Consider the following 26,009-nt stretch of genomic DNA (forward strand, 5'->3'; position numbering starts at 1 on the left):
CGCGGCATTTGAAGGAAGACCCATCATGAAAACGTTGATTCGCCCGCTCGTCGTGATCTTTGTCGTACTGACCGCCGTGACGGGGCTCGCCTACCCGGCCGTGATGACCGTGATCGGCCAGACCGTGTTTCCGTCGCGGGCCAACGGCAGCCTGATCGAGCAGGACGGCAAGGTGGTCGGCTCCGCGCTGATCGGCCAGTCGTTCGATGCGCCGAAGTATTTCTGGGGCCGGCTGTCGGCCACGTCGCCGATGCCGTACAACGCGGCCGGCTCGGGCGGCTCGAACCTCGGCCCGCTGAACCCGTCGCTCGCCGACCAGGTGAAGGGGCGCATCGCCGCGCTGCGCGACGCCGGCACCGACCTGTCGAAGCCGGTGCCGGTCGACCTCGTGACGGCGTCCGCCAGCGGTCTCGATCCGGAGATCACGCCGGCTGCCGCCGCGTACCAGGTCGAGCGCGTCGCGAAGGCGCGCAACCTGACGCCGGACGCGGTCGCGCAGCTCGTCGCCGCGAACACGACGGGCCGCCAGTTCGGCGTGCTCGGCGAGCCGCGCGTGAACGTGCTCAAGCTGAACCTCGCGCTCGACGCGGCGCAGGCTGCGCACTGAACGCCGGGGCAGCCCGGCGCGGCTTGCTGCGCGCCGGCCCCGATTGGTGACCGACGGCGCTTGCGCCGTCTTTGCCTTTGTGGCGATTTGGAACAACAATGCCTGTACTCGCGCGTAACCCGGCGCTTTGCCTTCCCGACGCATGAACCGCCCCGACCCAGACCAACTCCTCGACAAGCTGCAGCGCGACGAAGAAAAGCAGCGGCGCGGCCAGCTCAAGATCTTCTTCGGCGCGTCCGCCGGCGTCGGCAAGACCTACGCGATGCTGCAGGCCGCGCGCCAGCGCCTGCAGGACGGCGTCGACGTCGTCGTCGGCATCGTCGAGACCCACGGCCGCAGCGAAACCGCCGCGCTGCTCGACGGGCTGGACGTGCTGCCGCTCGCGCGCATCGACTATCGCGGCCGCTCGCTCGCCGAGTTCGATCTCGATGGCGCGCTCGCGCGTGCGCCGCAATTGATCCTCGTCGACGAACTCGCGCATTCGAACGTGCAGGGCGCGCGGCACCTGAAGCGCTGGCAGGACGTCTACGAACTGCTCGACGCGGGCATCGACGTGTACACGACCGTCAATGTCCAGCACCTTGAAAGCCTGAACGACGTGGTCGGCGCGATCACCGGCATCCGCGTGTGGGAGACCGTGCCCGACCGCGTGTTCGACGCGGCCGACGAGGTCACGCTGGTCGACCTGCCGGCCGAGGAACTGCTCGAGCGGATGCGCGACGGCAAGGTCTATCTCGCGCAGCAGGCCGAACGCGCGGTGCGCAACTTCTTCCGCAAGGGCAACCTGATCGCGCTGCGCGAACTGGCGTTGCGGCGCACGGCCGATCGTGTCGACGCGCAGATGCGCGAGTACCGCGCGGATCGCTCGATCCAGCGCATCTGGCAGGCGCGCGAGCGGCTGCTCGTGTGCGTCGGGCCAGGCCCCGAGGCGCCGACGCTCGTGCGCGCGGCCGCACGGCTCGCCGCGAGCGTGAAGGCCGACTGGATCGCCGTGTACGTCGAGACGCCGCGGCTGCAGCGGCTGCCCGACGCGCAGCGGCAGCGCACGCTCGATGCGCTGAAGCTCGCGGCCGAGCTCGGCGCGGAGACGGCCACGCTTGCCGGCGACGATGCGGTCGCCGCGCTGATCGGCTATGCGAAGGTGCGCAACGTGTCGAAGGTCGTCGCGGGCGGCTCGCCGAAGGTCGGGCTCGCGCGCCGCTTCATGCGGCCGTTCGGCGAGAAGCTGGCCGAACGCGCGGGCGACGTCGATCTGATGCTGATCCGCGCGTCGGCGAGCGACGACGCGCGCGCGGCGCCGCTCGACCCGCGCGTGCGCGACTGGCGCAATGCGTTCGCGCAGTTCGGCACGCACCGCTCGCCGCCGCGGCACTACGCGTACGCGGCCGCGATCTGCGCGGCGATCACCGTCATTGCGAGCATCGTGTCCGAGCGGCTCGACCTCACGAACCTCGTGATGCTGTACCTGCTCGGCGTCGTGTTCTCGGCCGTGCGGCTCGGGCGCGGCCCGGGCGTGCTGCAGTCGTTCCTGTCGGTCGCCGCGTTCGACTTCTTCTTCGTGCCGCCGCGCATGTCGTTCTCGGTCAGCGATACGCAATACCTGCTGACCTTCTTCGGGATGCTGCTGACGTCGCTCGTGATCAGCCACCTGACGTCGACGCTCACGCGCCAGGCGAGCGTCGCACAGCGCCGCGAACGCCGCACCGGTGCGATCTATGCAATGGCGCGCGAACTGGGCGCAGCGCTGACGACCGAGCAGATCGTCGAGATCGGCAGCCGCCACGTCGGCGAGGTGTTCCGCGCGCGCGTCGCGTTCCTGCTGCCCGACAGCGCGGACCAGGTCCGGCAGAAGATCGAGGATCCCGATGCGGCCGTCACGCTGACGGGCGCGGAACTCGACAGCGACGTCGGCCAGTGGGTGTACGACCAGCAGAAGGCGGCCGGCCGCGGGACCGACACGCTGCCCGCGACCGCCGCGCTGTACTTGCCGCTGAAGGCGCCGATGCGCACGCGCGGCGTGCTCGCGGTGGCGTCGCGCGAGCCGCGCGAACTCGAGGTGCCCGAGCAGCAGCGGATGCTCGACGCGTTCGCCGCGCAGATCGCGCTCGCGCTGGAGCGCGTGCACTACGTCGAGATCGCGCGCGATGCGCTCGTCAACATGGAGTCCGAGCGGCTGCGCAACTCGCTGCTGTCGGCGATTTCCCACGACCTGCGCACGCCGCTCACGACGATCGTCGGCTTCTCGTCGATGCTCGCGAATGCGCGCGCGGCCGCGCCGCGCACGCAGACCGACGACGCTGTGGCCGAGCGCAGCGCGCAGCGCGAAGGCGAGCTCGTCGATGCGATCCACGACGAGGCGCTGCGCATGACCGGCATCGTCACGAACCTGCTCGACATGGCGCGGCTGCAGGCCGGCAGCCTGCAGCTCAAGCGCCAGTGGTCGCTGCTCGAGGAAACCGTCGGCGCGGCGCTGGCCGCATGCAAGCGCGTGCTCGCGCACCATCCCGCGCGCGTGTCGCTGCCGGCCGACCTGCCGCTGTTGCGGATGGACGCGGTGCTGATGGAGCGGCTCTTCACGAACCTGTTCGAGAACGCGGCGAAGTACACGCCGTCGGGCGCGCCGCTCGACATCGGCGCGGAGTGTGTGACCGACGACGGGCAACCGTACGTGCGCGTGCACGTCGACGATCACGGCCCGGGCCTGCCGGCCGGGATGGAGACGCGGATCTTCGACAAGTTCACGCGCGGCGAGAAGGAGTCGGCGACGCCGGGCATCGGGCTCGGCCTCGCGATCTGCCGCGCGATCGTCGAGGCGCACGGCGGTAGAATCGGCGCACTCAACCGTACCGGGCCCGACGGCCGCGTGACGGGGGCGCGCTTCTGGTTCACGCTGCCGGTCGATACGCCGCCGGCCGTGCCCGCCGTACCCGAAGACGATATCGACGCACCCGGCGCATCGTCCCCATCCGAGCCATTGCCAGACCATGAGTGAACCGAGCCTGACCGTCGTCCTGATCGAGGACGAAAAACAGATCCGCCGCTTCGTGCGCGCCGCGCTCGAAGAGGAGGACATCGCCGTATTCGAGGCGGAGACGGGCAAGCAGGGGCTGATCGACGCGGCGACGCGCAAGCCCGACCTGGTGATCGTCGACCTCGGCCTGCCCGATACCGACGGCCTCGACGTGATCCGCGAGTTGCGCGGCTGGTCCGAGGTGCCGGTGATCGTGCTGTCCGCGCGCACGCAGGAAGAGGAGAAGGTTGCCGCGCTCGACGCGGGCGCCGACGACTACCTGACCAAGCCGTTCGGCGTGTCCGAGTTGCGTGCACGGATGCGCGCGCAACTGCGCCGGCGCAACCAGGGCGGCGCGAGCGAGTCGCCGAAGGTGAGCTTCGGCACCGTGACTGTCGATCTCGCGCTGCGCCAGGTCTGGCGCGACGGCGAGATCGTGCACCTGACGCCGCTCGAATACCGGCTGCTCGCGACGCTCGTGCGGCACGCGGGGCGCGTGCTCACGCACCGCCAGCTGCTGCGCGACGTATGGGGGCCGTCGCACGTCGAGAGCCATCACTATCTGCGCATCTACATGGCGCATCTGCGTCAGAAGCTCGAACGCGATCCCGCGCAGCCGGAGCACATCGTGACCGAGACGGGCGTCGGCTACCGGCTCGTCGGCGCTGCGTAACGCGTCGGCACTGCGTATGTTCGCGGCCGGAAAGCAAGCGCGTCCGGTGTCGAAGTTGCTCCGGCGCGACAGTGCCGGCGCGCGAGACGGCCGCACACACCGGTTGCCGATTCCCCGCTATGCTGACCGTTCCGAGAACGAAATCGAGGAGCGTGCAATGTCCGTCCGTCTGGTCGTCATCTGTGCGCTGGCGCTCGCTGCGCCCGGCGCGTTCGCGCAGCCGCTTCCCCCCGGTCAGCAACCGTCGTCGTCGCAGGCCGCGCTCGCCAATCCCGCGTCGGTCAACTGCGAGAAACTCGGCGGCCGTCACGTGATCCGCAGCCTGCCACGCGGGCAGGTCGGGATGTGCGTGTTCAAGGACGGCCGCGTATGCGACGAATGGGCGCTGTATCGCGACGACCGCTGCGTCGGCGGCGCGGCTGCCAAGCGCGTGTCGAACTGAGCGGTTGAACGGCGGAACGGCCGGGCCCGGCAGGCAGACCGATGCCCGCCGGGCCGTGCTGCGGCCGGATGCCCCGTTCGATTCGGGCCGGTAGCATCCGGCGCGCCCGTAAGCATCTTGTTATACTCGGCGCCGCCCGGGGACGACCCCGGGTCATTCGCTTCAACGGGGACGGCCCCATCCGATACGGAGTACGTCGAGATGGCGTGGGTATTGTTGTTTATCGCCGGTTTGCTGGAAGTGGCCTGGGCGGCCGGCATGAAGTCGTCCGAGGGGTTCACGCGGCTCGGACCGTCGGTGTTTACGATCGTGACGGCGCTGGCCAGCTTCGGCCTGCTCGCGGTCGCGATGCGCCAGTTGCCGCTCGGCACGGCGTATGCGGTGTGGACGGGCATCGGCGCGGTCGGCGCGTTCGTGTTCGGCATCGTGATGATGGGCGAGGCGCTGACCGTCGCCCGCGTCGCGAGCGCGTCGCTGATCGTGCTCGGGCTGATCGGCCTGAAGCTGTCGTCGGCCGCCTGAGGCCGGCAAGCCGGGCGCGCCGGCGCCCGGTCGCCCGGCCGTGACGCACTGCGGAATTGCGCCGGCCATCCTGAGAGCCTGTCTATAATGGAACGCATTCGGGCCTGAATGCCGTTGCGCCGCCCCCGGCGGGCGGCGCCGGTCGCCACGCGCCGCGCGGCCGGTCATGCGACCCGATCCGATCAATCGGCAAAGCGCACGGAAAGTGCAAGGAGAGGGCCATGATCGAAGCCATTTCGCTCGGCGCGGGGCTCGCGTGGGCGAGCGGGCTGCGCCTTTACCTGACGGTGCTGATCGCCGGCGTGCTCGCGCGGGCCGGCTGGCTTCATCTGCCCGATACGCTCGCCGTTCTCACGTCGCCGTGGGTCATCGGCGCCGCAGCCGTGCTTGCCGTCACCGAATTCCTCGCCGACAAGATTCCCGCGTTCGATTCACTGTGGGACGCCGTGCATACGTTCATCCGCATTCCGGCCGGCGCGGTGCTGGCCGCCGGTGCGCTCGGCCATGCCGATCCGACCATGCTCGCGATCGCCGGGCTGGCCGGCGGTTCGCTCGCCGGTGCCGCGCACATCACGAAGGCCGGCACGCGCGCACTGATCAACCTGTCTCCCGAACCGATCTCGAACTGGATCGCATCGTCGACCGAGGACGGTCTCGTGTTCGGTGGCCTCGCGCTCGCGTTTTTCGTCCCGCTGGCGTTCCTTGTGCTGCTCGCCGCGTTCATCGTCGCGTCGGCGTGGGCGCTGCCGCGTTTGTGGCGCGGCGTGTCGGGCGGGTTTCGCGGGATGGCGAACCATATGGTGTCGCGGCTCAACTCGATCGGGGGCAAGCGCGATTGAAGGCGCAGTCGTCCGTCGAGCGGCAGCACGCTGATTCGCCTCCAACCGGGCCGCGCGGCCACGCCGGCCGTTTCGGCTGGCACGACCTGATCCGCCAGGCCGCGCGGATGACCGCGCGCGACTGGCGCGCCGGCGAGCTGACGCTGCTGGTGCTGGCGCTGGTGCTCGCGGTCGCGGCGCTGACGAGCGTCGGTTTTCTCGCCGACCGGCTGCGCCAGGGGCTCGAGCGCGACGCGCGCCAGATGCTCGGCGCCGACTTCGTCGTGCGCGCCGATCATCCCGTCGATCCGTCGTTCGATCGCGAGGCGCACGCACTCGGCCTGCGTACCGCGACGACCGCGATTTTCCCGAGCATGATCGCAGCGGCCGCGGGCGGGCAGGCGAGCGATGCCGCGCCCACGCGCCTGGCGGCCGTGAAGGCCGTGTCGTCCGGGTATCCGCTGCGCGGTGCGGTCGAAATCGTGCCGGCAGGCGTTGCCGCCGCGCACAAGGCGAGCGCGATTCCGGCACCCGGCACCGTGTGGGCCGATCCCGCGCTGCTCGATGCCCTGCATCTGCGAGCGGGCGACACCGTGCGCGTCGGGCTACGCACGTTCACGGTCGCCGCATCCATTTCCCGCGAGCTCGATCGCGGTTTCTCGTTCGTCAATTTTTCGCCGCGGCTGATGATGCGCGCAGACGAACTCGCCGCGACCGGGCTCGTCGGCTATGGCAGCCGCGTCACGTACCGGCTGCTGGTGGCCGGCGACCCGCAGGCCGTCGCACGCTTCGAGGCGTATGCGCACGGGCGCGTCGACGGCGGCAAGCTGCGCGGCGTCGGACTCGAATCGCTGCAGGAAGGGCAGCCGCAGGTGCGGCAGACGCTCGATCGCGCGCGCCATTTCCTGACGCTCGTTGCGCTGCTGACCGCGCTGCTCGCGGCGGTCGCGATCGCGATGGCCGCGCAGCGCTATATGCGGCGCCATCTCGACGGCTGCGCGACGATGCGCTGCCTCGGCGTGAGCCGCCGCACGCTCGGCGCGCTGTTCGCGCTCGAATTCGTCGGCATCGGCGTCGTGTCGGGTGTCGCCGGCGCGCTGCTCGGCTACGGCGGCCACTGGGCGCTGCTGGCGGCGCTCGGCAGCCTGATCGACGTCGTGCTGCCGGCGCCGACGCTGTGGCCGGCGCTCGTCGGCATCGGCGCCGCGCTGGTGCTGCTGCTCGGCTTCGCGCTGCCGCCGCTCGCGCCGCTCACGCGCGTGCCGCCGGTGCGCGTGCTGCGGCGCGACTGGGGCGACGCGTCGCGCACCGCGTGGGCCGCCTATGCGATCGGCGTCGTGCTGTTCGCCGGGCTGCTGATCGTCGCCGCGGGCAACCTGAAGCTCGGGTTGATCGTCGCGGGCGGCTTCGCCGCCGCGCTGGTCGGGTTCGCGCTGATCGCCCGGCTCGTGCTGTACGCGGCCGCGCGTGCGGTGCGCAATGCGCGCGTGGCCGCGGGCATCGGCTGGCGCTATGCGCTCGCGTCGCTGCACCGGCGCGGCACGGCCAGCGCGCTGCAGATCACCGCGCTCGCGCTGGGCCTGATGTGCCTGCTGCTGATCGCGATCACGCGCAACGACCTCGTCGCCGGCTGGCGGGAGTCGACGCCGCCCGATGCGCCGAATCAGTTCCTGATCGACATCCAGCCCGACCAGCGCGACGACGTCGCGGCGTGGCTGGTCGCGCACGGCGTGCGCGATGCGGTGCCTGCGCCGATGGTGCGCGGCCGGCTCGTCGCGATCAACGGCAAGCCGGTGAACCCGGATGCGTATCCGTCCGACGAAGCGCGCCGGCTCGTCGACCGCGAATTCAACCTGTCGTACACGACCGAACTGCCATCCGACAACCGGATCGTCGCCGGCGACTGGTTCGGCACGTCGGCCACCCCGCAGATCTCGATCGAGGCGGGGCTCGCGAAGACGCTGAAGGTGAAGCCGGGCGACGTGCTGCGCTTCGACGTGACCGGGCTGACGGTCGATGCGCCGATCACCAGCGTGCGCAAGCTCGACTGGGGCACGTTTCGCGTCAACTTCTTCGTGCTGATGCCGCCGCCCGTGCTGAAGGATTTCCCGGCCGTCTACCTGACGAGTTTCCATCTGCCGGCCGATCGGGCGGCGCTGCTCGATCCGCTGATCGCGCGCTACCCGAACCTGACCGCGATCGACGTCGCGCCGATCCTCGCGCAACTGCAGCGGATGATGCTGCAGGTGGTGGGCGCCGTGCAGTTCCTGTTCGCGTTCACGCTCGCGGCGGGCGTGCTCGTGCTGTACACCGCGCTGGCCGGCTCGCGCGACGAGCGCGTGCGCGAGGCCGCGCTGCTGCGCGCGCTCGGCGCGTCGCGCGCGCAGGTCAATGCGGTGCAGCGCGCGGAATTCATCGTTGTCGGCGCGCTGGCAGGCGCGCTGGCATCGGCGGGCGCCATCGCGGTCGGCTGGGTGCTCGCGTCGCGCGTGTTCGATTTCCGGCTCGCGGTCGATCCGTGGCTCGTGCCGGCCGGCATCGCGGCCGGCGTCGCATGCGCCGCTGCGGCCGGCTGGCTGAGCCTGCATAATGTGTTGCGGCGCCCCGCGCTGCAGTCGCTGCGCGACGCCTGAGCGTTGCCGGCGGCCCCGATTATCCCGTTTCCGATTATCCGTATGACCGATGTGAATGATGATGCGCCGTCGCAGCCGACGGCGTTCGAGCTCGTGGGCGGCGAAGCCCGCGTGCGCGAGATGGTGGACCGTTTCTACGACCTGATGGATCTCGAGCCCGAGTTCGCGGAGATTCGCGCGCTGCATCCGGCGTCGCTCGACGGCTCGCGCGACAAGCTGTTCTGGTTCCTGTGCGGCTGGCTCGGCGGCCCCGACCACTACATCAGCCGCTTCGGCCATCCGCGGCTGCGCGCACGGCACCTGCCGTTCCCGATCGCGTCGGTCGAGCGCGACCAGTGGCTGCGCTGCATGGCGTGGGCGATGGAGGACATCAGGTTGCCCGAGCCGCTGCGCGAGCGGCTCATGCATTCGTTTTACGACACGGCCGACTGGATGCGCAACCGACCCGGTTGATCGACCGGTACGCTGCTGTCCGGGTGCTGGACGATCTGCGTCTGGGCGCCTGTCCGGTGCGGCGCGACACTGACCGTTTCCCCATTGATACGAGGTTCGCCCGATGACGACCCACGCACTGTTTCGCGAAGACGCCTACCTCACGCAATGCGACGCCGTCGTCGCGGCCGTCGGCGATGACGGCATCCGGCTCGACCGCACCGTGTTCTATCCGCTTGGGGGCGGGCAGGCCGGCGACAGCGGCACGCTGACGCTGTCCGACGGCAGCACGATCGCGATCGCCGACACGCGCAAGGCGAAGTTCGACGGCGCGACCCCCGACGACGCCGTGCACGTGCCCGCTGCGGGACAGGAAGCGCAACTGGCGGCGCTTGCGTCCGGCGCGCGCGTGGTCGCGGACATCGACTGGCTGCGCCGCTACCGGCACATGCGGCTGCACACGGCCGCGCACCTGATGTGCGCGGTGCTGCCGTATCCGGTCGACGGCTGCAGCGTGACGGCCGAGTACGTGCGCCTCGATTTCGCGACGTCGGATCCGATCGACCGCGACGACGTCGAGCGTCGCCTCGATGGCTTCGTCCGTGGCGCGCATCCGGTCACGACCGAATGGATCACCGACGCCGAGATGGCCGAGCGGCCCGAACTGGTGCGCACGATGAGCGTGAAGCCGCCGATGGGGCTGGGCCGCGTGCGGCTGCTGCGCATCGCCGGCGTCGACCTGCAGCCGTGCGGCGGCACGCACGTGCGCAATACGTCGGAAATCGGCGACCTGCGGGTCGCCAAACTGGAAAAGAAGAGCGCGCGGACACGGCGCCTCGTACTGGAGTTTGCATGACGATCGACACCCTGACGGATGGCGCCGCGGCGCTGGATCCGCAAGCCCGCGAGATTCTCGATTTCTGGTTCGGTGCGCCGGATTCGGCCGAGTTCGGCCACGCACGCAAGGTCTGGTTCAACGGCGGCGCGGCGTTCGACGACGCGCTGCGCACGCGCTACGGCGCCTTGCTCGACGCCGCCTGCGACGGTGCCTGCGACCGCTGGGCCGACTCGCCGTCGGGTGCGCTCGCGCTGATCGTGGTGCTCGACCAGTTTTCCCGCAACATTCATCGCGGCACGCCGCGCGCGTTTGCTGCCGACCCGAAGGCGCTGGCGCTCGCGCGCCGCGTCGTCGCGGCCGGTTGGGATGCGCAATTGCCGAGCGGCCATCACCGCGCGTTCGCGTATCTGCCGTTCGAACATGACGAGTCGCACGAGAGCCAGCGCGAGGCCGTGCGTCTGTGTGCGGGCATTCGTGAGGAAGCCGGGTGCGAGAGCTATCACGACTTCGCGTTGCGGCACGCGGCCGTGGTCGAACGCTTCGGGCGCTTCCCGCACCGGAACGCGATTCTCGGCCGTGCGTCGACCGACGCGGAAACGGCATTTCTGCGCGAGCCTGGTTCGTCGTTCTGACGCGTCGGGGCACGCGGCGGGGCGGGCATGAAGCCGCGTGCGTGCGGCGAATGCGGGGGGCGCCTCTGCCGAAAATGACGACGGCGCCCGTGGGCGCCGTCTTGCATTACGGTATCGCGCGCGCTTCCGGCGTGCGCACGTACACGCGCAGCAGTTCCTCGTTGTCGCCCGGCCGCGCGCCGGTCCAGAACAGTTTCCATTCGCTGCCGGGTGTGGGATCGACTGCCCGTACACCCTGGACGATCATCCACGTGCAGCGCGTCGCCTTCGCGTCGTTGATCGGCGTGTGCTGGATGCCGGAGAAGTAGTACAGCATCGGCGCTTCCGACTCGCCGAGCCCGTGCAGGCTTGCCATGCAGTCGCCGTCGTTCCATTCGAGCGCGAGATGCGCGTTCAGGTCTTCGAACACCGACCGGTAGCTCTTCGCGACGTCGAGCCACGGCAGCAGCAGCGTGTACACGAGGCCCCAGGCAACCAGCGCGCCCGCGCCCCACGACAGCGCGCCGCGCCACCGGCCGGTCGTGCGCAGCTTCGGCAGCAGCCACAGCCAGCCGGCCGTCAGCACGAGCGCGCCGATCACGAACCCGGGCACGATCGGCATTGTCCAGTCGAGCGGCAGCCAGCGGCCGAGCAGCGCCAGGTCCGCGTGCGATGCGCGCGGATCGGCCATTACCGCCCAGATCACCCACGCGAGTGCGACGACCGTGCCGAACAGCAGGCGGCTCAGGTAGTCCCACGCGAGATGCAGGCCGTGCGGCAGCCGGTCGATCGCCTGTGCGGCGACCAGCGCGAGCGGCGCGAAGAACGGCAGGATGTAGAGCTGGCGCGAGGTCGCGGACACTTGCAGCACCGCGAGGCCGATGCCGGTGAACAGCACGGGCAGGGCGATGCGCGGCGTACGCCAGTCGCGCCAGGCGCCGCGCGCCAGCGCGACGATCGCGAGCGGCGCGACCGGGAAACCGACCAGCAGGAACGCATGCAGGATGAAGAACGGCTTGTCGTTTTCCGCACCGAGTTGCGGCACGGAGAAGCCGAAGAAACGACCGACGTTGTTGTCCCAGAACCACGTCATGAACAGCGTCTCGGAGCGCAGGAACAGCGCGGTCGGCCAGATGAGCGCGAACGGCGCGAACACGAGCGCGGCGACGCCGAGCGAGCGTGCGAACGCGCGGGTGCGGCAGGCCGGGTAGAGCACGAGCACGCCCGTGAGCGTGGCCGCGAACACGAGCGGTACGAACAGGCCTTTCGCCATCAGCGCGATGCCGACGCCTGCGCCGAAGATCGGCGCGGCCCAGCGGCCGGACGGCCGCACCGGCAGCCCGTGCCGCATTTGCTGCGCGCGCGCGACGTGCTGCATCACGAGTTCGAGCATGCCGCAGAAGCCCATCGCGGTGCCGGCGAACAGCGCGACGTCCGTCATCATGTCGTGCACGTGCTTGATCACGACCAGCGTGCCTGCGCTCAGCACGACGGGGCCGATCACGCGCAGGTCGAGCCAGCTGTCCGTGCGGTGCGCGCTGTGTGCCGCGCGCGCGATGAAACCGAACCCGAGCGCCGCGAACAGCGCGCTCGCGAGCCGTGCCGCGTCGTGCAGCGGCATCACGCGCTGCAGCAGCCACGCGAGGCTCGTCGCAACCCATGCGTAGAGCGGCGGCTTTTCCATGAACGGCAGGCCGGCATTGGTCGGCACGACGAAGTCACCGGTCTCGAGCATGTGCTGGATGATGCCGAACGTATAGGTTTCGTCCTGCTTCCACGGATCGTGGCCGAGCACGCCCGGCAGCGTGTACGCGCAGACCAGCGCGGCGACCAGCAGCCATGCCTGCCAGCCGAGCCGGGCGACGCGTTCGCGCGCCGCATGCGCTGCGGCGCCCGCTCCCGTCACGGCCGGCGTACCGGCGGCATCGAGCGTCGCGCCGAAGTCGGGATCGGCGGCTGATCGGGCATGAGGAGCCGAAGCGGGCACGGACGTGCGTCGCCGGCCGGGCGCTGCGGAACCTGGCATGGAAAAGATCTCGGTCGGGTCGGGCCGGTCCGGCGACATGGGCCGGGACCGATAGGGTCGCGTCGAAGCGACATGACAGCCGGATGACCCGGCTGTTTGGCTTGGCGCTAGTAGAGCACGGAATTGTTACTGATGTTTACTGAAACTGTCACGATATTGTGGAGATTTGTGGTGCCGTGACGACGGATTGTTTCAGCGGGCGATGTTTACCGCCCGGCGGCGCGGTCAGCGGCCGCCGCCGACGTCGAGCAGGGCGCCCGTCGTGTAGGACGCCGCATCGCTGAGCAGCCAGACGACGGCTTCGGCGATCTCCTGCGCCTCGCCCGCGCGGCCGAGCGGCGTCTGGGCGCCGAGGCGGGCCGCCCGGCCCGGCTGGCCGCCGCTTGCATGGATTTCGGTTTCGATCAGGCCGGGGCGCACCGCGTTGACGCGCACGCCGTGGGGGCCGAGTTCCTTCGCGAGGCCGATCGTCAGCGAGTCGACCGCGCCCTTTGATCCGGCGTAGTCGACGTATTCGTTCGGCGAACCGAGCCGGGACGCGATCGACGACACGTTGACGATCGCGCCGCCGCGGCCGCCGCGGTCGGTGGACAACCGGCGGGCGGCTTCGCGCGCGCACAGATACGCACCGAGCACGTTGGTGTCGAACATCCGCCGCAGCCGGTCGGCCGGCATGTCGGCGAGCGGCATCGACGGCGCGACGATGCCCGCGTTGTTGACGAGCGCGTCGAGGCGCCCGAACGCTGCCGCAACCGTGTCGAACATCGCGATGACGTCCGCTTCGTTCGCGACGTCGCCGGCCACGACGCAGGCGCGTGCACCTGCGTCGCGAACGGCCTGCGCGGTCAGCTCGGCCGCGGCCGCGTCGCGCGCGTAGTTGACGCCGACGTCCCAGCCGCGCGCGGCGGCGAGCACGGCGGTCGCGCGGCCGATGCCGCGGCTGGCGCCGGTGATGAGGACGGCCTTGCGATCGGACGGTGCGGTCATGGGTTTGCGATGAGCGTTACTTGGCTGCGTCGGGCGCCCACTTGTCGCGGACGGGCGGCTGATAATGCTGCAGCCGGTCGATCAGCGCGACGGGTTCGGACTCGACGCACAGCGCGTCGAAATAGGCCGGGCGCATGAAGCCTTCATCGACCGTATGGCGCAGCAGCGCGATCAGCGGATCGTAGAAGCCATCGATGTTGTACACCGCGACCGGCTTGCGGTGATAGCCGAGCTGCGCCCACGTATAGACCTCGAACAGTTCCTCGAGCGTGCCGGCGCCGCCGGGCATCGCGACGAACGCGTCGGAGAGGTCGGCCATCATTTTCTTGCGGTGATGCATGTCGGGCACGACGTGCAGTTCGGACAGCCCCGTATGGCCGACTTCCTTGTCGACCAGCAGCTCGGGGATCACGCCCACGGCACGGCCGCCGATCGCCATCACTTCATCGGCGATCACGCCCATCAGGCCGACGCGGCCGCCGCCGTAGACGAGCGTGAGGTCCGCCTCGACGAGCGCGCGGCCGAACGCGCGCGCGGCGTCCGCATAGACCGGCCGCACGCCGGACGACGAGCCGCAGTAAACGCAGACTGCCTTCATTGTTTCGTATCCTTGGTGGCGGGCTTCGCGACGACCGGGCTGCCGGCCGGGCGCGGCGAACCGTCGCGCGGCGGCAGGTAGTCGGTGAATTCGCGCTTGGGCAGCTTGCCGGAGACGAGATCGTCGAACAGCTGGCGCGAGCGGCCGCGCAGGTAGGGTGCCATGACGGAGATCACGTGCATGCTCACCTGGTGCAGCTCTTCGCGGATCGCATCCTGGTCGTTGTATTTGCGCGGATGCATCACGTACTGATACGACAGCCAGTACGTGGAGATCACGGCCATGTTGGTGGCGATGACTTCGATCTCGGCGGGCGTCGCGACCAGTTCGCCGTCGGACACCAGCAATTCGCACATGTCGTGCGCGAAGCGGACCTTGTGGCTGATGATCTGCTTGAAGTGCGTTTCGAGCGTGCGGTTGCGCGCGAGCAGGTCGTTGAGGTCGCGATACAGGAACCGGTAGGTCCACATGAAATCGGCCATGTACTGCAGGTACGACCAGGTTTCGTCGATCGTCGGACGGTGATCTTCGGGAAAGCGCAGCCGCCGTTCGATCTGCTGCTCGAACTGCGCGAAGATGCTGTTGATGATGTCGTCCTTGTTGCGGAAATGGTAGTACAGGTTGCCTGGACTGATTTCCATTTCCTCGGCGATCGTCGTGGTCGTGACGTTCGGCTCGCCGATCTCGTTGAAGAGTTTCAACGACAACTCGAGAATCCGTTCGCGCGTGCGGCGGGGAGGTTTCGCTTCCATGTCGTCCGGCCCTGTGTGTGCCGGACTGGCGGGCGCTGCAATCGATGCTGCGAGATTCGTCCGGCGCGGGTTGCTGTTCTATGTCTAGCGGACGATTATAAACCGCGGTTTCCTTACATCGGGCGCATTTCGTCATTGCAATGCGGGCGGCGCATGGTGCGCCGCCGCATGCAGACGCCCGCTAGAAGCCGAGCCAGTGCGCGACGACCGGGCCCAGCACGAAGCCCCACGTCGTCAAGCACGCGAACAGCGCGACCGTGACCGCGGCGCTGCCGAGGTCCTTCGCGCGCTTCGACAACTCATGGCGCTCGAGCGAGATGCGGTCGATCGCGGCCTCGACGCTCGAGTTCAGTAACTCGACGATCAGCACGAGCAGCACCGAGCCGATCAGCAGCGCGCGCGAGGCGGCCGGGACCGGCGAGAACGCGCCGATCGGCAGCATCACCACGGCGAGCGTCAGTTCCTGGCGAAACGCGCTCTCCTCGCGGATCGCGACGCGAAAGCCGTTCAGCGAATGCTTGAGCGCGTACCACGCGCGGGTGATGCCGCGGTGGCGCTTGTACGGGTTCGGCGCGAGCGGCGCCAGACGATCGTCGGGGCCGAACGGTTCGTGCGGATGCGCGTCCGCGTCGGCGGGCGGCTCTTCTTCGTCGAACGGCCGATGCGGTTGCGCCGCGGTGGCAGGGGGCGGGGTCTTGTCGTTCAGGTCTCGTTTCAAACGGCGGCACCTTCGGCGGGCGAGTACGCAGTCTTCGGCAGCGGCTTCAGATGCGACGCGAACTGCTCGGACGCCGCGCGCCACGAGAAGCGTTCCGCCCATGCGCGCGCGGTTTCGCGTTCGATCTTCAGCGCCTCGAGGCAGGCTTCCTGCAGGTCCTCGTGCATTGCGCCGGCATCGCCCCCGCCGAGCACGTCGATCGGGCCCGTCACGGGATACGCGGCAACCGGCGTGCCGCAAGCGAGGGCCTCCAGCAGCACGAGGCCGAACGTGTCGGTGCGACTCGGAAACACGAACACGTCGGCCGCAGCATACACCTTGGCGAGCTCCGCTTGCGACAGGACGCCGAGATAGTTGGCTTCCGGGTAGCGCGACTTCAGTTCCGCGAGCGCGGGACCTTCGCCCGCGACCCACTTCGAGCCGGGCAGGTCCAGCCGCAGGAACGCCTCGACGTTCTTCTCGATCGCGACGCGGCCGACGTACAGGAAGATCGGTCGCGCGGTATTGAGCACCTTCGACTCCATCGGCCGGAAGATGTCGAGATCGACGCCGCGCGTCCACAGCACGACGTTCGTGAAGCCGAATTTCTCGAGGTCCTGCTTCACGACCGGGGTCGGCGCCATCACCGCGAGCGACGGCCCGTGGAACCAGTGCAGGAACTTGTAGGTTGCCGACAGCGGGATGCCGAAGCGCGCCTGCACGTATTCCGGAAAGCGCGTGTGATACGCGGTCGTGTACGGCAGCTTGCGGGCGCGCGCATAGCGTCGCGCGGCGAGGCCGAGCGGGCCTTCGGTCGCGATGTGCAGCGCGTCGGGCGCGAACGCGTCGATCCGCGCGCGCAGCTTGCGGTACGGCAGGATCGACAGGCGGATCTCGGGATAGGTCGGGCAGGGCAGCGTGTGGAATTCCAGCGGCGTCAGCATTTCGACCCGGTGGCCGAGCGCGGTGAGTTCGTGCGTCGTGCTCTTCAGCGTGCGTACGACGCCGTTGACCTGCGGTTCCCACGCGTCGGTGACAATCATGATCTTCATCGCGGCATGTGTCCTGTAAGTGGGGTTGTGTCAGGCGGTGGCCTTGGCTTTGCGCGACGGGGCGGCGGCGGGCGCGGCGTGCATCGCCGTCCAGTAGACGATCTTCAGTTCGCCTTCCGTCGTTTCGACGAGTGCGGACAGGCTTTCGACCCAGTCGCCGTCGTTGCAGTACAGCACGCCGTCGATGTCGCGGATCTCCGCCTTGTGGATATGTCCGCACACGACGCCGTCGCAGCCGCGACGGCGCGCTTCGTCGGTCATCACGGTCTCGAACTGCGAGATGAAGTTGACCGCGTTCTTCACCTGGTGCTTCAGGTACTGCGACAGCGACCAGTACTGAAAGCCGAGGCGGCTGCGGATCCGGTTGAACCAGCGGTTCAGCACGAGGATCAGCGTATAGAGCGTGTCGCCGAGGTAAGCGAGCCATTTCGCGTGCTGGATCACGCCGTCGAACAGGTCTCCGTGCACGATCCACAAACGTTTGCCCGCGAGCGTCGTGTGAAAGGCCTCGCCGCGCACCTGGATGTCGCCGAACGCGAGGTCGCAGAACTGGCGCGCGCCTTCGTCGTGATTGCCGGGGATGTAGACGACCTGGGTGCCCTTGCGCGCCTTGCGCAGGATCTTCTGCACGACGTCGTTGTGCGCCTGCGGCCAGTACCAGCCCTTCTTCAGTTGCCAGCCGTCGATGATGTCGCCGACGAGGTACAGGTATTCCGAGTCGTTGTGGCGCAGGAAGTCGAGCAGGTACGGCGCCTGGCAGCCGCTCGAGCCGAGATGGATGTCGGACAGCCAGATGGTGCGGTAACGATGGGTGGACGAGTCGGGGTCGTCGTGCCGCGTGGCATGCGTGGCAGGGGGCTCATCCGACGACAGTGCGTCGGTGGTGGCCGACCCGGACAGGAAGGCGGTAGCGGCGCGGGCGCCGAGCGGTTGACGGAACAGGGAGGTCGCGGACGTTTTCTGGCCCATGCATGACTCGCGCCGGTTGACAGTACAGGCATTGCGCCATGCGGGCGTGACTGCGCCGTGACAGTCACGAGACGTTCTTATTACTGTCGTTGCGGCGTGTTTAGCAGTGAGTGCTGCGACGTTGCGTAACCTGCCGAACCGACGGATTTTTCGTCGGCGGGCAAGCCGCGCGGGGCGGCCGCGCAAGCGTCTTCACGGGTTTTCGTCTGATGGATGCGCGCGGGCGGTCGCGGCGGCGCGTGAGCCGGTCAGCGTGGAAGGGCGACGATGCGCGTACGGGCGATACGGTCGTGCGGGAACTGGCGATCGCCGTGCAGGCGGGCCGCACCGGCCCACGCCGCGACCCAGAGGGCAGCGAGCGCGAGCGTGACGGGCACCGACAGGCCAAGCAGCGGGTGCAGCGCGAGCGGCGGCAGGAACCACAGCCAGCCGAGCGCATAGCGGACGAGCGCGTGAGCGGCATTCAGCGGCCGGCCGTTCGACGACTCGAGCCGCAGCCGCCACGTCTTCATCGGCAGCGTCTGGCCGCCGTGGGTCCAGAACCAGACGAAATACATGCCGACGACGAGCGCGATCCACGCGGCGAGGAGGTTGTGATGAACGAGGCCGTTGCGCTGCTGCGTCGCGAGACCGAACGCGAGCCCCGCGAAGAACACGACGCCGAACAGCAGCACGGCTTCGTACAGCAGCGCCGCGAGGCGTCGTCGCACGGACGGCGTGGCGACGGCCGGGGCCTGGGGCGCGAGGGCGTTCGCCACGGACGCTCAGGAGCCCTTGAAGAGCGACGGGGCGTCGGCGGGCGACACGGGCGTGACGGCAGCCGGCGCCGGGGCGGTGCCCGACGTGGACGAGGCGGCGGCAGGCGGCGCGCCTGCGCCGGCCGACGCGGGGGCGGGCACCGGTGCCGGATTGCTGGCCGGATGCGCGTGCGAATTGACGAGGCGGCGCACGTCGCGGTCGGCGACGGTCGGCGGCGCACTGACGACGCTCGGCCGGCGGCGGCGCTCGGCCGCCGCGAGGCGTTCCTTCTGATCTTCGGGCAGTTGCTGATAGGCCTTCCACGCGCGCTCGCGCGCCTGAGCGGACAGCTCCTTCGCGCTCTGGTAGTTCTCGCGCGCGACGCGACGCTGCTCGGGCGTCATCCGCACCCACTCGGACATCCGGTCCTGCAGGCGCTTTTGTGCATCAGGCGTCAATTTCGCGAAACGCGATGCGATTTTCAGCCATTTTCGCTTGCGGGCGTCGCTGAAGCCGTCCCATTGATCGGCGAACGGCGCGAGTGCCGCATGCTGCGCGGGCGTCAGGCGCGCCCACGACAGCGGGCCGTTGGCGGCCGGCAGCGGCAGGGGCAGTTGCGGGAGCTCGGTGGTCAGTCCGGTGGCGGCCGAGGTCGGCGCGGGCGCGCTGCTGGCCGCGGCGGAGACCGTCGCGGGGGGCGGGTTGAATCGCGAATAGGTGGCGACGTAGGAAACGGCGATCGCAATCACGCATCCGAAAAATACGGCCAGGCCGCGCTTCTGACTCACCCGTGCGATCCCCTCGTTATTGTCTGTTAGCGTGCGTGCGAAAGATACGCGTTGAACCCGTGATCGAGATACGCGTTCAGCGGCAGGTCGTCGCTGAGCATCGCCGCGTCGATGTCGGCGAGTTCCGCGGTGCGTTGCATGTCTTCCCAGTACGCGATGCCGATGAGCCCCGCGAGCAGCAGCGCGAGCGGCCATGCGCGCAGCAGGCGGCGCGCGAACGACGCGTACGGGCTGCCGGCCGGCGGGCGACTCGCGGGCGTCATGCCGTATGCGCCGGCCGCGCCGGCGAAGGCGGGCACGAACACCGGCGCGCTCGCGGCTTCGGGCTTCTTGCGCGCGAGCGCAGCCCGGCGCGCGGCGGCCAGGCGGTCGGTGGTCGCGGCAGGCAGCGCCGTGGCACGTTCGTCCAGCGCGCGGCGAACCTTCAGCGCGAATTCATGTTCTCGATTTACGGGAGCGGAGCTCATAGCGTGATTCCTTTGGCCTTGAGCGCTTGCGCCAGGGTGTGGGTAGCTCGCGAGCAGTGCGTCTTGACGCTGCCTTCGGAGCACCCCATTGCGGCGGCAGTCTCGGCGACATCCATATCTTCCCAATAACGCATCAGGAACGCTTCCCGTTGACGTGTCGGAAGTTTCTGGATTTCTTCGTCGATCAGGGCCAGAACCTGCTCGCGCTCGAGGCGGTGCTCGCTACTCTCGACACCTGCATTGTCGTCCGCGGATTCGAGCGTTTCCAGTGGGTCGAAGTCGTCGTCGTCGGTGTTGTTCAGCGACGAGAAGAGCGTGACCCAGGTATTGCGGACCTTCTGCCGGCGGAACCAGTCGTGGATCGCGTTCTGCAGGATCCGCTGGAACAGCAGCGGCAGCTCGGCCGCCGGCCGGTCGCCATATTTCTCCGCCAGCTTGATCATCGCGTCCTGCACGATGTCGAGCGACGCATCGTCGTCACGCACGGCGTACGCAGCCTGCTTGAACGCGCGCCTTTCGACGCCCGCCAGAAAGTCGGCGAGTTCCTTGTCTGATGCCATTCCGTAAAGGTATGCGCTGCGGACTGCGGCGGCGTGTGAAAGGTCGAAAAATTTCGTAAAACCCGCGGATGCTAACAAATTTTCGCGTGACTTGGCACCGGTTGCGCCACGCCACGTTGCGTGCGAGCCGCGTCCGCGAGCCGGCGGGCGGTGCGCATGATGCGCTGCGGGATATTTTGCTTGACGACCCAACCATGACCCGCTATCGTCAACGATTCGCAACATGAAGTGATGGTCTCATTTGAGGCTGGCCCAAGAAGCCCGCCCTTCAAACTGGACGCGCCGCTTGAACCCGAGCCACAAGCCCGGCAGAGAGCACCCGATCAATTTTTTGCCGAAAATTCGAAAGGTCAAAATGAACATGCCCAGCGCGGAATTCTCCACGTCGGAACCCCTTTCCCCTCCCGATAGCGACTCCATCGGCGGTACCGTGCTCATGAAGGCACTGGCCGACGAAAACGTCGAATTCATCTGGGGCTACCCCGGCGGCTCGGTACTCTACATCTACGACGAGCTGTACAAGCAGGACAAGATTCAGCACGTGCTGGTGCGCCACGAACAGGCGGCCGTGCACGCAGCCGATGCGTATGCGCGTTCCACCGGCAACGTCGGCGTCTGTCTCGTGACGTCCGGCCCCGGTGTCACCAATGCGGTGACCGGCATTGCAACGGCCTACATGGATTCGATCCCGATGGTCGTGATCAGCGGCCAGGTGCCGACTGCCGCGATCGGCCAGGACGCTTTCCAGGAATGCGATACCGTCGGTATCACGCGTCCGTGCGTGAAGCACAACTTCCTGGTGAAGGACGTGCGCGACCTCGCGGAAACCGTCAAGAAAGCGTTCTACATCGCCCGTACCGGCCGTCCCGGCCCGGTGCTGATCGACATCCCGAAAGACATCTCCAAGACGCCGTGCCAGTACGAGCCGGTCAAGAGCGTGTCGCTGCGTTCGTACAACCCGGTCACGAAAGGCCATTCGGGCCAGATCCGCAAGGCCGTGTCGCTGCTGCTGTCGGCGCAGCGTCCGTACATCTACACCGGCGGCGGCATCATCCTCGCCGATGCGGCGCGCGAACTGAACCAGTTCGCCGACCTGCTCGGCTACCCGGTCACGAACACGCTGATGGGCCTTGGCGGCTATCGCGCGTCGGACAAGAAATTCCTCGGCATGCTCGGCATGCACGGCACCTACGAAGCGAACATGGCGATGCAGCACTGTGACGTGCTGATCGCGATCGGCGCACGCTTCGACGACCGCGTGATCGGCGATCCGGCGCACTTCGCGTCGCGTCCGCGCAAGATCATCCACATCGACATCGACCCGTCGTCGATCTCGAAGCGTGTGAAGGTCGACATCCCGATCGTCGGCGACGTGAAGGAAGTGCTGAAGGAGCTGATCGAACAGCTGCAGACGGCCGAACACGGCCCCGACACCGGCGCGCTCGCGCAATGGTGGAAGGACATCGAAGGCTGGCGCTCGAAGGACTGCCTGAAGTTCGACCGCGAAAGCGAGATCATCAAGCCGCAGTACGTGGTCGAGAAGGCGTGGGAGCTGACGGACGGCAATGCGTTCGTGTGCTCGGACGTCGGCCAGCACCAGATGTGGGCGGCGCAGTTCTACCGTTTCAACAAGCCGCGTCGCTGGATCAACTCCGGCGGCCTAGGCACGATGGGCTTCGGCCTGCCGGCAGCGATGGGCGTCAAGATGGCGCACCCGGACGACGACGTGCTGTGCATCACGGGCGAAGGCTCGATCCAGATGTGCATCCAGGAACTGTCGACCTGCCTGCAGTACGACACGCCCGTGAAGATCATTTCGCTGAACAACCGCTATCTCGGCATGGTTCGCCAGTGGCAGCAGATCGAATACAGCAAGCGCTATTCGCATTCGTACATGGATGCGCTGCCTGACTTCGTGAAGCTCGCCGAAGCGTACGGCCATGTCGGCATGCGGATCGAAAAGACTTCGGATGTGGAGCCGGCGCTGAAGGAGGCGCTGCGCCTGAAGGACCGCACCGTGTTTCTCGACTTCCAGACCGATCCGACCGAAAACGTCTGGCCGATGGTACAGGCCGGCAAGGGCATCACCGAGATGCTGCTCGGATCGGAAGATCTGTAACGGCGCGACGCGCGCCCGGGCCGAAGCGGCCGCCTTCACGAAGGGCGGCGCGGCATCGGCCGGCGCGCGGCGCGAGTGAATCGACACGGACACATTCTGGAAGAAGCGAACATGAGACACATCATTTCCGTCCTGCTGGAAAACGAACCGGGCGCGCTGTCGCGCGTGGTCGGTCTGTTTTCCGCACGCGGCTACAACATCGAAACCTTGACGGTGGCGCCGACCGAAGACCAATCGCTGTCGCGGCTCACCATCGTTTCCATTGGCTCCGACGACGTGATCGAACAGATCACGAAGCATCTGAACCGCCTGATCGAGGTGGTGAAAGTGGTGGACCTGACCGACGGTGCACACATCGAACGCGAGCTGATGCTGATCAAGGTACGTGCAGTGGGCAAGGAGCGCGAAGAAATGAAGCGGATGTCGGATATTTTCCGCGGCCGTATCATCGACGTGACCGAAAAGACCTACACGATCGAATTGACGGGCGCGAGCGACAAGCTCGACGCATTCATCCAGGGGCTGGACGCCACCGCGATCCTAGAGACCGTGCGTACCGGCAGCTCCGGCATCGGACGCGGCGAGCGCATCCTGAAGGTGTAATGCCGAAGAGGCACGCCGGGTGCGCCGTCATGTCCCGGCCCGCAGTACTCCATCTGAACGAATTGTTGAATTTTTGAATTAGCGAAGGAACCATCATGAACGTTTTCTACGACAAAGACGCTGACCTCTCCCTCATCAAGGGCAAGCAAGTCACGATCATCGGCTACGGCTCGCAAGGCCATGCACACGCACTGAACCTGAAGGACAGCGGCGTGAACGTGACGGTCGGCCTTCGCAAGGGCGGCGCGTCGTGGAGCAAGGCCGAAAACGCAGGCCTGTCGGTCAAGGAAGTTGCGGAAGCCGTGAAGAGCGCAGACGTCGTCATGATGCTGCTGCCGGACGAGCAGATCGCCGACGTGTACGCGAAGGAAGTGCACGCGAACATCAAGCAGGGCGCCGCACTGGCATTCGCACACGGCTTCAACGTCCACTACGGTGCGGTGATCCCGCGCGCCGACCTCGACGTGATCATGATCGCGCCGAAGGCACCGGGCCACACGGTGCGCGGCACGTACTCGCAAGGTGGCGGCGTGCCGCACCTGATCGCGGTTGCACAGAACAAGTCGGGCGCAGCACGTGACATCGCACTGTCGTACGCAGCAGCGAACGGCGGCGGCCGTGCCGGCATCATCGAGACGAACTTCCGTGAAGAGACCGAAACCGACCTGTTCGGCGAGCAGGCCGTGCTGTGCGGCGGTACCGTCGAGCTGATCAAGGCAGGTTTCGAGACGCTGGTCGAAGCAGGCTACGCGCCGGAAATGGCGTACTTCGAGTGCCTGCACGAACTGAAGCTGATCGTCGACCTGATCTACGAAGGCGGCATCGCGAACATGAACTACTCGATCTCGAACAACGCCGAGTACGGCGAGTACGTGACGGGCCCGCGCATCGTCACGGAAGAGACGAAGAAGGCGATGAAGCAGTGCCTGACCGACATCCAGACGGGCGAGTACGCAAAGAGCTTCATCCTCGAGAACAAGGCAGGTGCCCCGACGCTGCAGTCGCGCCGCCGCCTGACGGCCGAGCACCAGATCGAGCAGGTCGGTTCGAAGCTGCGCGCGATGATGCCGTGGATCGCGAAGAACAAGCTCGTCGACCAGACGAAGAACTAAGCACCGCGAGCTGTTCCGGCCACTTCGAGTGGAGGGTCGGTATCAAAAAGCCGTCCGAAGGCAGCAGTGCCCCGGGCGGCTTTTGCTATCCTACGGGCTTTGCAATTCAGAGAACACCGAACGAACCCATGAACTATCCTCATCCGATCATCGCGCGCGAAGGCTGGCCGTTCATCGCGATTGCAGCCGTCATCGCGTTGTTGATCCACGCCGTCGGGGGCTTCGGCTTCGCGTGGCCGTTCTGGCTGCTGCTCGTCTTCGTCGTCCAGTTCTTCCGCGATCCGCAGCGCCCGATCCCGGCGCAGCCGAACGCGGTGCTGTGCCCGGCGGACGGTCGCATCGTCGCGGTCGAGACTACGCAGGACCCGTACGCGAACCGCGAAGCGCTGAAGATCAGCGTGTTCATGAATGTTTTCAACGTCCATTCGCAGCGTTCGCCGGTCGACGGCGCGATCTCCAAGGTCGAGTACTTCCCGGGCGCGTTCCTGAACGCGGCGATCGACAAGGCGTCGACCGAGAACGAGCGCAATGCGGTCGTGATCCAGACGGCGAGCGGCAAGACCGTCACCGCCGTGCAGATCGCCGGCCTCGTTGCCCGCCGGATCCTCTGCTACGTGCGCGCGGGCGAGCCGCTGTCGCGCGGCCAGCGCTACGGTTTCATCCGCTTCGGTTCGCGCGTCGACGTGTACCTGCCGCTCGGCAGCCGCGCGAAGGTGTCGATCGGCGAGAAGGTCTACGCGTCGTCGACGATCCTCGCCGAGCTCGAACAGTAAGCGGCGGACGCACGATGGCCGCATTTAAACCGCGCCGGCCGCGCAACGGCGCCAACCAGACCCCGCGCCCGTTCCGTCGCAACAAGGTGATGGCGCCCGATCCGGTGCCCAGCGAAAGCCGCCGTGCCGCGCGCCAGCGGTTCCTGAAGACGCGCGGCATCTACCTGCTGCCGAACGCGTTTACGACCGCTGCGCTGTTCTGCGGCTTCTTCGCGGTCGTGCAGGCGATGAACGTGCGTTTCGAGATCGCCGCGATCGCGATCTTCGTCGCGATGGTGCTCGACGGGATGGACGGGCGCGTCGCGCGGATGACCCATACGCAAAGCGCGTTCGGCGAGCAGTTCGACAGCCTGTCGGACATGGTGTCGTTCGGCGTCGCGCCCGCGCTCGTGATGTACGAATGGGTGCTGAAGGATCTCGGCCGCTGGGGCTGGCTTGCCGCGTTCGTCTACTGCTCGGGCGCCGCGCTGCGGCTCGCGCGCTTCAACACGAACATCGGCAGCGTCGACAAACGCTTCTTCCAGGGGCTGCCGAGTCCGGCCGCGGCCGCGCTGATCGCCGGCTTCGTGTGGCTCGCGACCGACAACCGCGTGCCGATGAAGCTCGGCTGGCTGCCGTGGGTCGCGTTCGCGCTGACGATCTACGCGGGCGTGACGATGGTGTCGAACGCGCCGTTCTACAGCGGCAAGGCGCTCGACGTGCGACACCGCGTGCCGTTCGCGGCGATCCTGCTGGTCGTCGTCGCGTTCGTGCTGGTGTCGTCCGATCCGCCGCTGATGCTGTTCTGCCTGTTCGTGCTGTACGGGCTGTCCGGCTACGTGTTCTGGGCCTACCAGGCCGTGCGAGGGCGCGCGAATCCCGCGCGATCGTCGCAGCGCGATCACTGACGCGCAACCTGCTCTGCAACGGCGGCCCCGGTTTCGAGGCCGCCGTTTTTATTTGCCCCTTTTTTCGAATGACGCAGCGCGGCATCCCGGGTGCCGTCCGATTGCGCACCCGGCGGAATGCCGCTATAGTCTTCGGCATGACTGCATTTCCCCGCCTCTCCCTCCTTCTAGCCGGTGCGCCGCTACGCGCGCTAGCTTTGGCGCGCCTGCCGCGCTGACCGTTCTCGCCCTCCGTCAAGCCTCGTCTGTTGTTTGAGCGTCGCCAGCGGTGGCGCGATCTCATTACGTTTGACTT

26 protein-coding genes are annotated in these 26,009 nt (G+C 67.9%); 15 read left to right on the top strand and 11 right to left on the bottom strand.

The window, feature by feature from the left end; all coding sequences use genetic code 11:
* The first annotated feature begins 25 nt into the window (after positions 1–25).
* The 10 genes from kdpC to BX604_RS12285 all read left to right on the top strand — a co-directional run bounded on the left by kdpC (position 26) and on the right by BX604_RS12285 (position 10,607).
* Positions 26–607 (top strand): potassium-transporting ATPase subunit KdpC, encoded by a 582-nt coding sequence (kdpC, locus tag BX604_RS12240; protein WP_098551028.1) that lies wholly within the window; start codon positions 26–28, stop codon positions 605–607.
* 142 nt (positions 608–749) lie between these two features.
* The gene (locus BX604_RS12245) at positions 750–3,599 is read left to right on the top strand and encodes a sensor histidine kinase (RefSeq protein ID WP_098551029.1); all 2,850 of its coding nucleotides are present in this window, start codon (positions 750–752) and stop codon (positions 3,597–3,599) included.
* Positions 3,592–4,290: a two-component system response regulator KdpE gene (gene kdpE, locus BX604_RS12250; protein ID WP_098551030.1), complete on the top strand. Its 699-nt coding sequence runs from the start codon at positions 3,592–3,594 to the stop codon at positions 4,288–4,290. Before BX604_RS12245 ends, kdpE begins: the two co-directional genes overlap by 8 nt.
* A 157-nt stretch (positions 4,291–4,447) precedes the next feature.
* Entirely contained in the window at positions 4,448–4,732 is a 285-nt protein-coding gene (locus BX604_RS12255) for a putative hemolysin (protein WP_098552844.1), read from the top strand.
* A 201-nt stretch (positions 4,733–4,933) separates the two neighbouring features.
* Positions 4,934–5,254 carry a quaternary ammonium compound efflux SMR transporter SugE gene (sugE, locus tag BX604_RS12260; RefSeq protein ID WP_098551031.1) on the top strand — a complete coding sequence of 107 codons (321 nt, stop codon included), beginning with the start codon at positions 4,934–4,936 and terminating at the stop codon, positions 5,252–5,254.
* Between the two features lie 221 nt (positions 5,255–5,475).
* Positions 5,476–6,093, top strand: coding sequence for a DUF4126 domain-containing protein (locus BX604_RS12265; protein ID WP_098551032.1), 618 nt, complete (start codon positions 5,476–5,478; stop codon positions 6,091–6,093).
* A gap of 107 nt (positions 6,094–6,200) precedes the next feature.
* Complete coding sequence (locus tag BX604_RS12270; RefSeq protein WP_098552845.1) at positions 6,201–8,705, top strand: ABC transporter permease; 2,505 nt, start codon at positions 6,201–6,203, stop codon at positions 8,703–8,705.
* 42 nt (positions 8,706–8,747) lie between these two features.
* Complete coding sequence (locus BX604_RS12275) at positions 8,748–9,158, top strand: group II truncated hemoglobin (protein ID WP_098551033.1); 411 nt, start codon at positions 8,748–8,750, stop codon at positions 9,156–9,158.
* 103 nt (positions 9,159–9,261) lie between these two features.
* On the top strand, positions 9,262–9,993 hold the full coding sequence (locus tag BX604_RS12280; RefSeq protein ID WP_098551034.1) for an alanyl-tRNA editing protein: 732 nt from the start codon (positions 9,262–9,264) through the stop codon (positions 9,991–9,993).
* Complete coding sequence (locus BX604_RS12285) at positions 9,990–10,607, top strand: DUF924 family protein (protein ID WP_098551035.1); 618 nt, start codon at positions 9,990–9,992, stop codon at positions 10,605–10,607. Before BX604_RS12280 ends, BX604_RS12285 begins: the two co-directional genes overlap by 4 nt.
* Before the next feature lie 106 nt (positions 10,608–10,713).
* On the opposite strand, the gene BX604_RS12290 is transcribed toward BX604_RS12285, so the two are convergent.
* From BX604_RS12290 to BX604_RS12340, 11 genes are all read right to left on the bottom strand, one after another.
* Entirely contained in the window at positions 10,714–12,612 is a 1,899-nt protein-coding gene (locus BX604_RS12290; protein ID WP_098552846.1) for an ArnT family glycosyltransferase, read from the bottom strand.
* A gap of 225 nt (positions 12,613–12,837) precedes the next feature.
* The gene (locus BX604_RS12295; RefSeq protein WP_098551036.1) at positions 12,838–13,599 is read right to left on the bottom strand and encodes an SDR family oxidoreductase; all 762 of its coding nucleotides are present in this window, start codon (positions 13,597–13,599) and stop codon (positions 12,838–12,840) included.
* 16 nt (positions 13,600–13,615) lie between these two features.
* Positions 13,616–14,197, bottom strand: coding sequence for a TIGR00730 family Rossman fold protein (locus BX604_RS12300; RefSeq protein ID WP_098551037.1), 582 nt, complete (start codon positions 14,195–14,197; stop codon positions 13,616–13,618).
* Positions 14,194–14,949 (bottom strand): TetR/AcrR family transcriptional regulator, encoded by a 756-nt coding sequence (locus BX604_RS12305; RefSeq protein ID WP_098551038.1) that lies wholly within the window; start codon positions 14,947–14,949, stop codon positions 14,194–14,196. The genes BX604_RS12300 and BX604_RS12305 overlap by 4 nt, the downstream gene beginning before the upstream one ends.
* Before the next feature lie 181 nt (positions 14,950–15,130).
* Complete coding sequence (locus BX604_RS12310; RefSeq protein ID WP_098551039.1) at positions 15,131–15,667, bottom strand: diacylglycerol kinase; 537 nt, start codon at positions 15,665–15,667, stop codon at positions 15,131–15,133.
* On the bottom strand, positions 15,664–16,698 hold the full coding sequence (locus tag BX604_RS12315; RefSeq protein WP_098551040.1) for a glycosyltransferase family 4 protein: 1,035 nt from the start codon (positions 16,696–16,698) through the stop codon (positions 15,664–15,666). Before BX604_RS12315 ends, BX604_RS12310 begins: the two co-directional genes overlap by 4 nt.
* 30 nt (positions 16,699–16,728) lie before the next feature.
* Positions 16,729–17,667 (bottom strand): UDP-2,3-diacylglucosamine diphosphatase, encoded by a 939-nt coding sequence (locus tag BX604_RS12320; RefSeq protein WP_098551041.1) that lies wholly within the window; start codon positions 17,665–17,667, stop codon positions 16,729–16,731.
* A 248-nt stretch (positions 17,668–17,915) separates the two neighbouring features.
* Positions 17,916–18,425 carry an RDD family protein gene (locus BX604_RS12325; protein ID WP_098551042.1) on the bottom strand — a complete coding sequence of 170 codons (510 nt, stop codon included), beginning with the start codon at positions 18,423–18,425 and terminating at the stop codon, positions 17,916–17,918.
* A gap of 6 nt (positions 18,426–18,431) precedes the next feature.
* Positions 18,432–19,193, bottom strand: a complete 762-nt coding sequence (locus tag BX604_RS12330) for a DUF3106 domain-containing protein (RefSeq protein ID WP_098551043.1) — start codon at positions 19,191–19,193, stop codon at positions 18,432–18,434.
* Positions 19,194–19,219: 26 nt separating this feature from the next.
* Entirely contained in the window at positions 19,220–19,660 is a 441-nt protein-coding gene (locus BX604_RS12335; RefSeq protein WP_098551044.1) for a DUF3619 family protein, read from the bottom strand.
* A complete protein-coding gene (locus BX604_RS12340) occupies positions 19,657–20,220 on the bottom strand; it encodes an RNA polymerase sigma factor (protein WP_027784998.1) in 564 nt (187 codons plus the stop codon). The genes BX604_RS12335 and BX604_RS12340 overlap by 4 nt, the downstream gene beginning before the upstream one ends.
* A 355-nt stretch (positions 20,221–20,575) precedes the next feature.
* Between BX604_RS12340 and BX604_RS12345 the strand changes: the two genes are divergently transcribed.
* From BX604_RS12345 to pssA, 5 genes are all read left to right on the top strand, one after another.
* Positions 20,576–22,339 carry an acetolactate synthase 3 catalytic subunit gene (locus BX604_RS12345; RefSeq protein WP_098551045.1) on the top strand — a complete coding sequence of 588 codons (1,764 nt, stop codon included), beginning with the start codon at positions 20,576–20,578 and terminating at the stop codon, positions 22,337–22,339.
* A 111-nt stretch (positions 22,340–22,450) separates the two neighbouring features.
* Entirely contained in the window at positions 22,451–22,942 is a 492-nt protein-coding gene (gene ilvN / locus BX604_RS12350; protein WP_034207977.1) for an acetolactate synthase small subunit, read from the top strand.
* Between the two features lie 95 nt (positions 22,943–23,037).
* Entirely contained in the window at positions 23,038–24,054 is a 1,017-nt protein-coding gene (gene ilvC, locus BX604_RS12355; protein WP_098551046.1) for a ketol-acid reductoisomerase, read from the top strand.
* Between the two features lie 128 nt (positions 24,055–24,182).
* Positions 24,183–24,827, top strand: a complete 645-nt coding sequence (locus tag BX604_RS12360) for a phosphatidylserine decarboxylase (protein ID WP_039370565.1) — start codon at positions 24,183–24,185, stop codon at positions 24,825–24,827.
* A gap of 14 nt (positions 24,828–24,841) precedes the next feature.
* Entirely contained in the window at positions 24,842–25,714 is an 873-nt protein-coding gene (gene pssA / locus BX604_RS12365) for a CDP-diacylglycerol--serine O-phosphatidyltransferase (RefSeq protein ID WP_098551047.1), read from the top strand.
* Positions 25,715–26,009 lie beyond the last annotated feature (295 nt).

It is taken from the genome of Burkholderia sp. JKS000303 (genome assembly GCF_002563755.1).
Classification (GTDB): Bacteria; Pseudomonadota; Gammaproteobacteria; order Burkholderiales; family Burkholderiaceae; genus Burkholderia; species Burkholderia anthina_B.

Bases quoted from the DNA above. Each gene is read 5' to 3' on its own strand.
- kdpC (WP_098551028.1), top strand. From the start codon at position 26: ATGAAAACGTTGATTCGCCCGCTCGTCGTGATCTTTGTCGTACTGACC.
- BX604_RS12245 (WP_098551029.1), top strand. From the start codon at position 750: ATGAACCGCCCCGACCCAGACCAACTCCTCGACAAGCTGCAGCGCGAC.
- kdpE (WP_098551030.1), top strand. From the start codon at position 3,592: ATGAGTGAACCGAGCCTGACCGTCGTCCTGATCGAGGACGAAAAACAG.
- BX604_RS12255 (WP_098552844.1), top strand. From the start codon at position 4,448: ATGTCCGTCCGTCTGGTCGTCATCTGTGCGCTGGCGCTCGCTGCGCCC.
- sugE (WP_098551031.1), top strand. From the start codon at position 4,934: ATGGCGTGGGTATTGTTGTTTATCGCCGGTTTGCTGGAAGTGGCCTGG.
- BX604_RS12265 (WP_098551032.1), top strand. From the start codon at position 5,476: ATGATCGAAGCCATTTCGCTCGGCGCGGGGCTCGCGTGGGCGAGCGGG.
- BX604_RS12270 (WP_098552845.1), top strand. From the start codon at position 6,201: ATGACCGCGCGCGACTGGCGCGCCGGCGAGCTGACGCTGCTGGTGCTG.
- BX604_RS12275 (WP_098551033.1), top strand. From the start codon at position 8,748: ATGACCGATGTGAATGATGATGCGCCGTCGCAGCCGACGGCGTTCGAG.
- BX604_RS12280 (WP_098551034.1), top strand. From the start codon at position 9,262: ATGACGACCCACGCACTGTTTCGCGAAGACGCCTACCTCACGCAATGC.
- BX604_RS12285 (WP_098551035.1), top strand. From the start codon at position 9,990: ATGACGATCGACACCCTGACGGATGGCGCCGCGGCGCTGGATCCGCAA.
- BX604_RS12290 (WP_098552846.1), bottom strand. From the start codon at position 12,612: ATGCCAGGTTCCGCAGCGCCCGGCCGGCGACGCACGTCCGTGCCCGCT.
- BX604_RS12295 (WP_098551036.1), bottom strand. From the start codon at position 13,599: ATGACCGCACCGTCCGATCGCAAGGCCGTCCTCATCACCGGCGCCAGC.
- BX604_RS12300 (WP_098551037.1), bottom strand. From the start codon at position 14,197: ATGAAGGCAGTCTGCGTTTACTGCGGCTCGTCGTCCGGCGTGCGGCCG.
- BX604_RS12305 (WP_098551038.1), bottom strand. From the start codon at position 14,949: ATGGAAGCGAAACCTCCCCGCCGCACGCGCGAACGGATTCTCGAGTTG.
- BX604_RS12315 (WP_098551040.1), bottom strand. From the start codon at position 16,698: ATGAAGATCATGATTGTCACCGACGCGTGGGAACCGCAGGTCAACGGC.
- BX604_RS12320 (WP_098551041.1), bottom strand. From the start codon at position 17,667: ATGGGCCAGAAAACGTCCGCGACCTCCCTGTTCCGTCAACCGCTCGGC.
- BX604_RS12335 (WP_098551044.1), bottom strand. From the start codon at position 19,660: ATGAGCTCCGCTCCCGTAAATCGAGAACATGAATTCGCGCTGAAGGTT.
- BX604_RS12340 (WP_027784998.1), bottom strand. From the start codon at position 20,220: ATGGCATCAGACAAGGAACTCGCCGACTTTCTGGCGGGCGTCGAAAGG.
- BX604_RS12345 (WP_098551045.1), top strand. From the start codon at position 20,576: ATGAACATGCCCAGCGCGGAATTCTCCACGTCGGAACCCCTTTCCCCT.
- ilvN (WP_034207977.1), top strand. From the start codon at position 22,451: ATGAGACACATCATTTCCGTCCTGCTGGAAAACGAACCGGGCGCGCTG.
- ilvC (WP_098551046.1), top strand. From the start codon at position 23,038: ATGAACGTTTTCTACGACAAAGACGCTGACCTCTCCCTCATCAAGGGC.
- BX604_RS12360 (WP_039370565.1), top strand. From the start codon at position 24,183: ATGAACTATCCTCATCCGATCATCGCGCGCGAAGGCTGGCCGTTCATC.
- pssA (WP_098551047.1), top strand. From the start codon at position 24,842: ATGGCCGCATTTAAACCGCGCCGGCCGCGCAACGGCGCCAACCAGACC.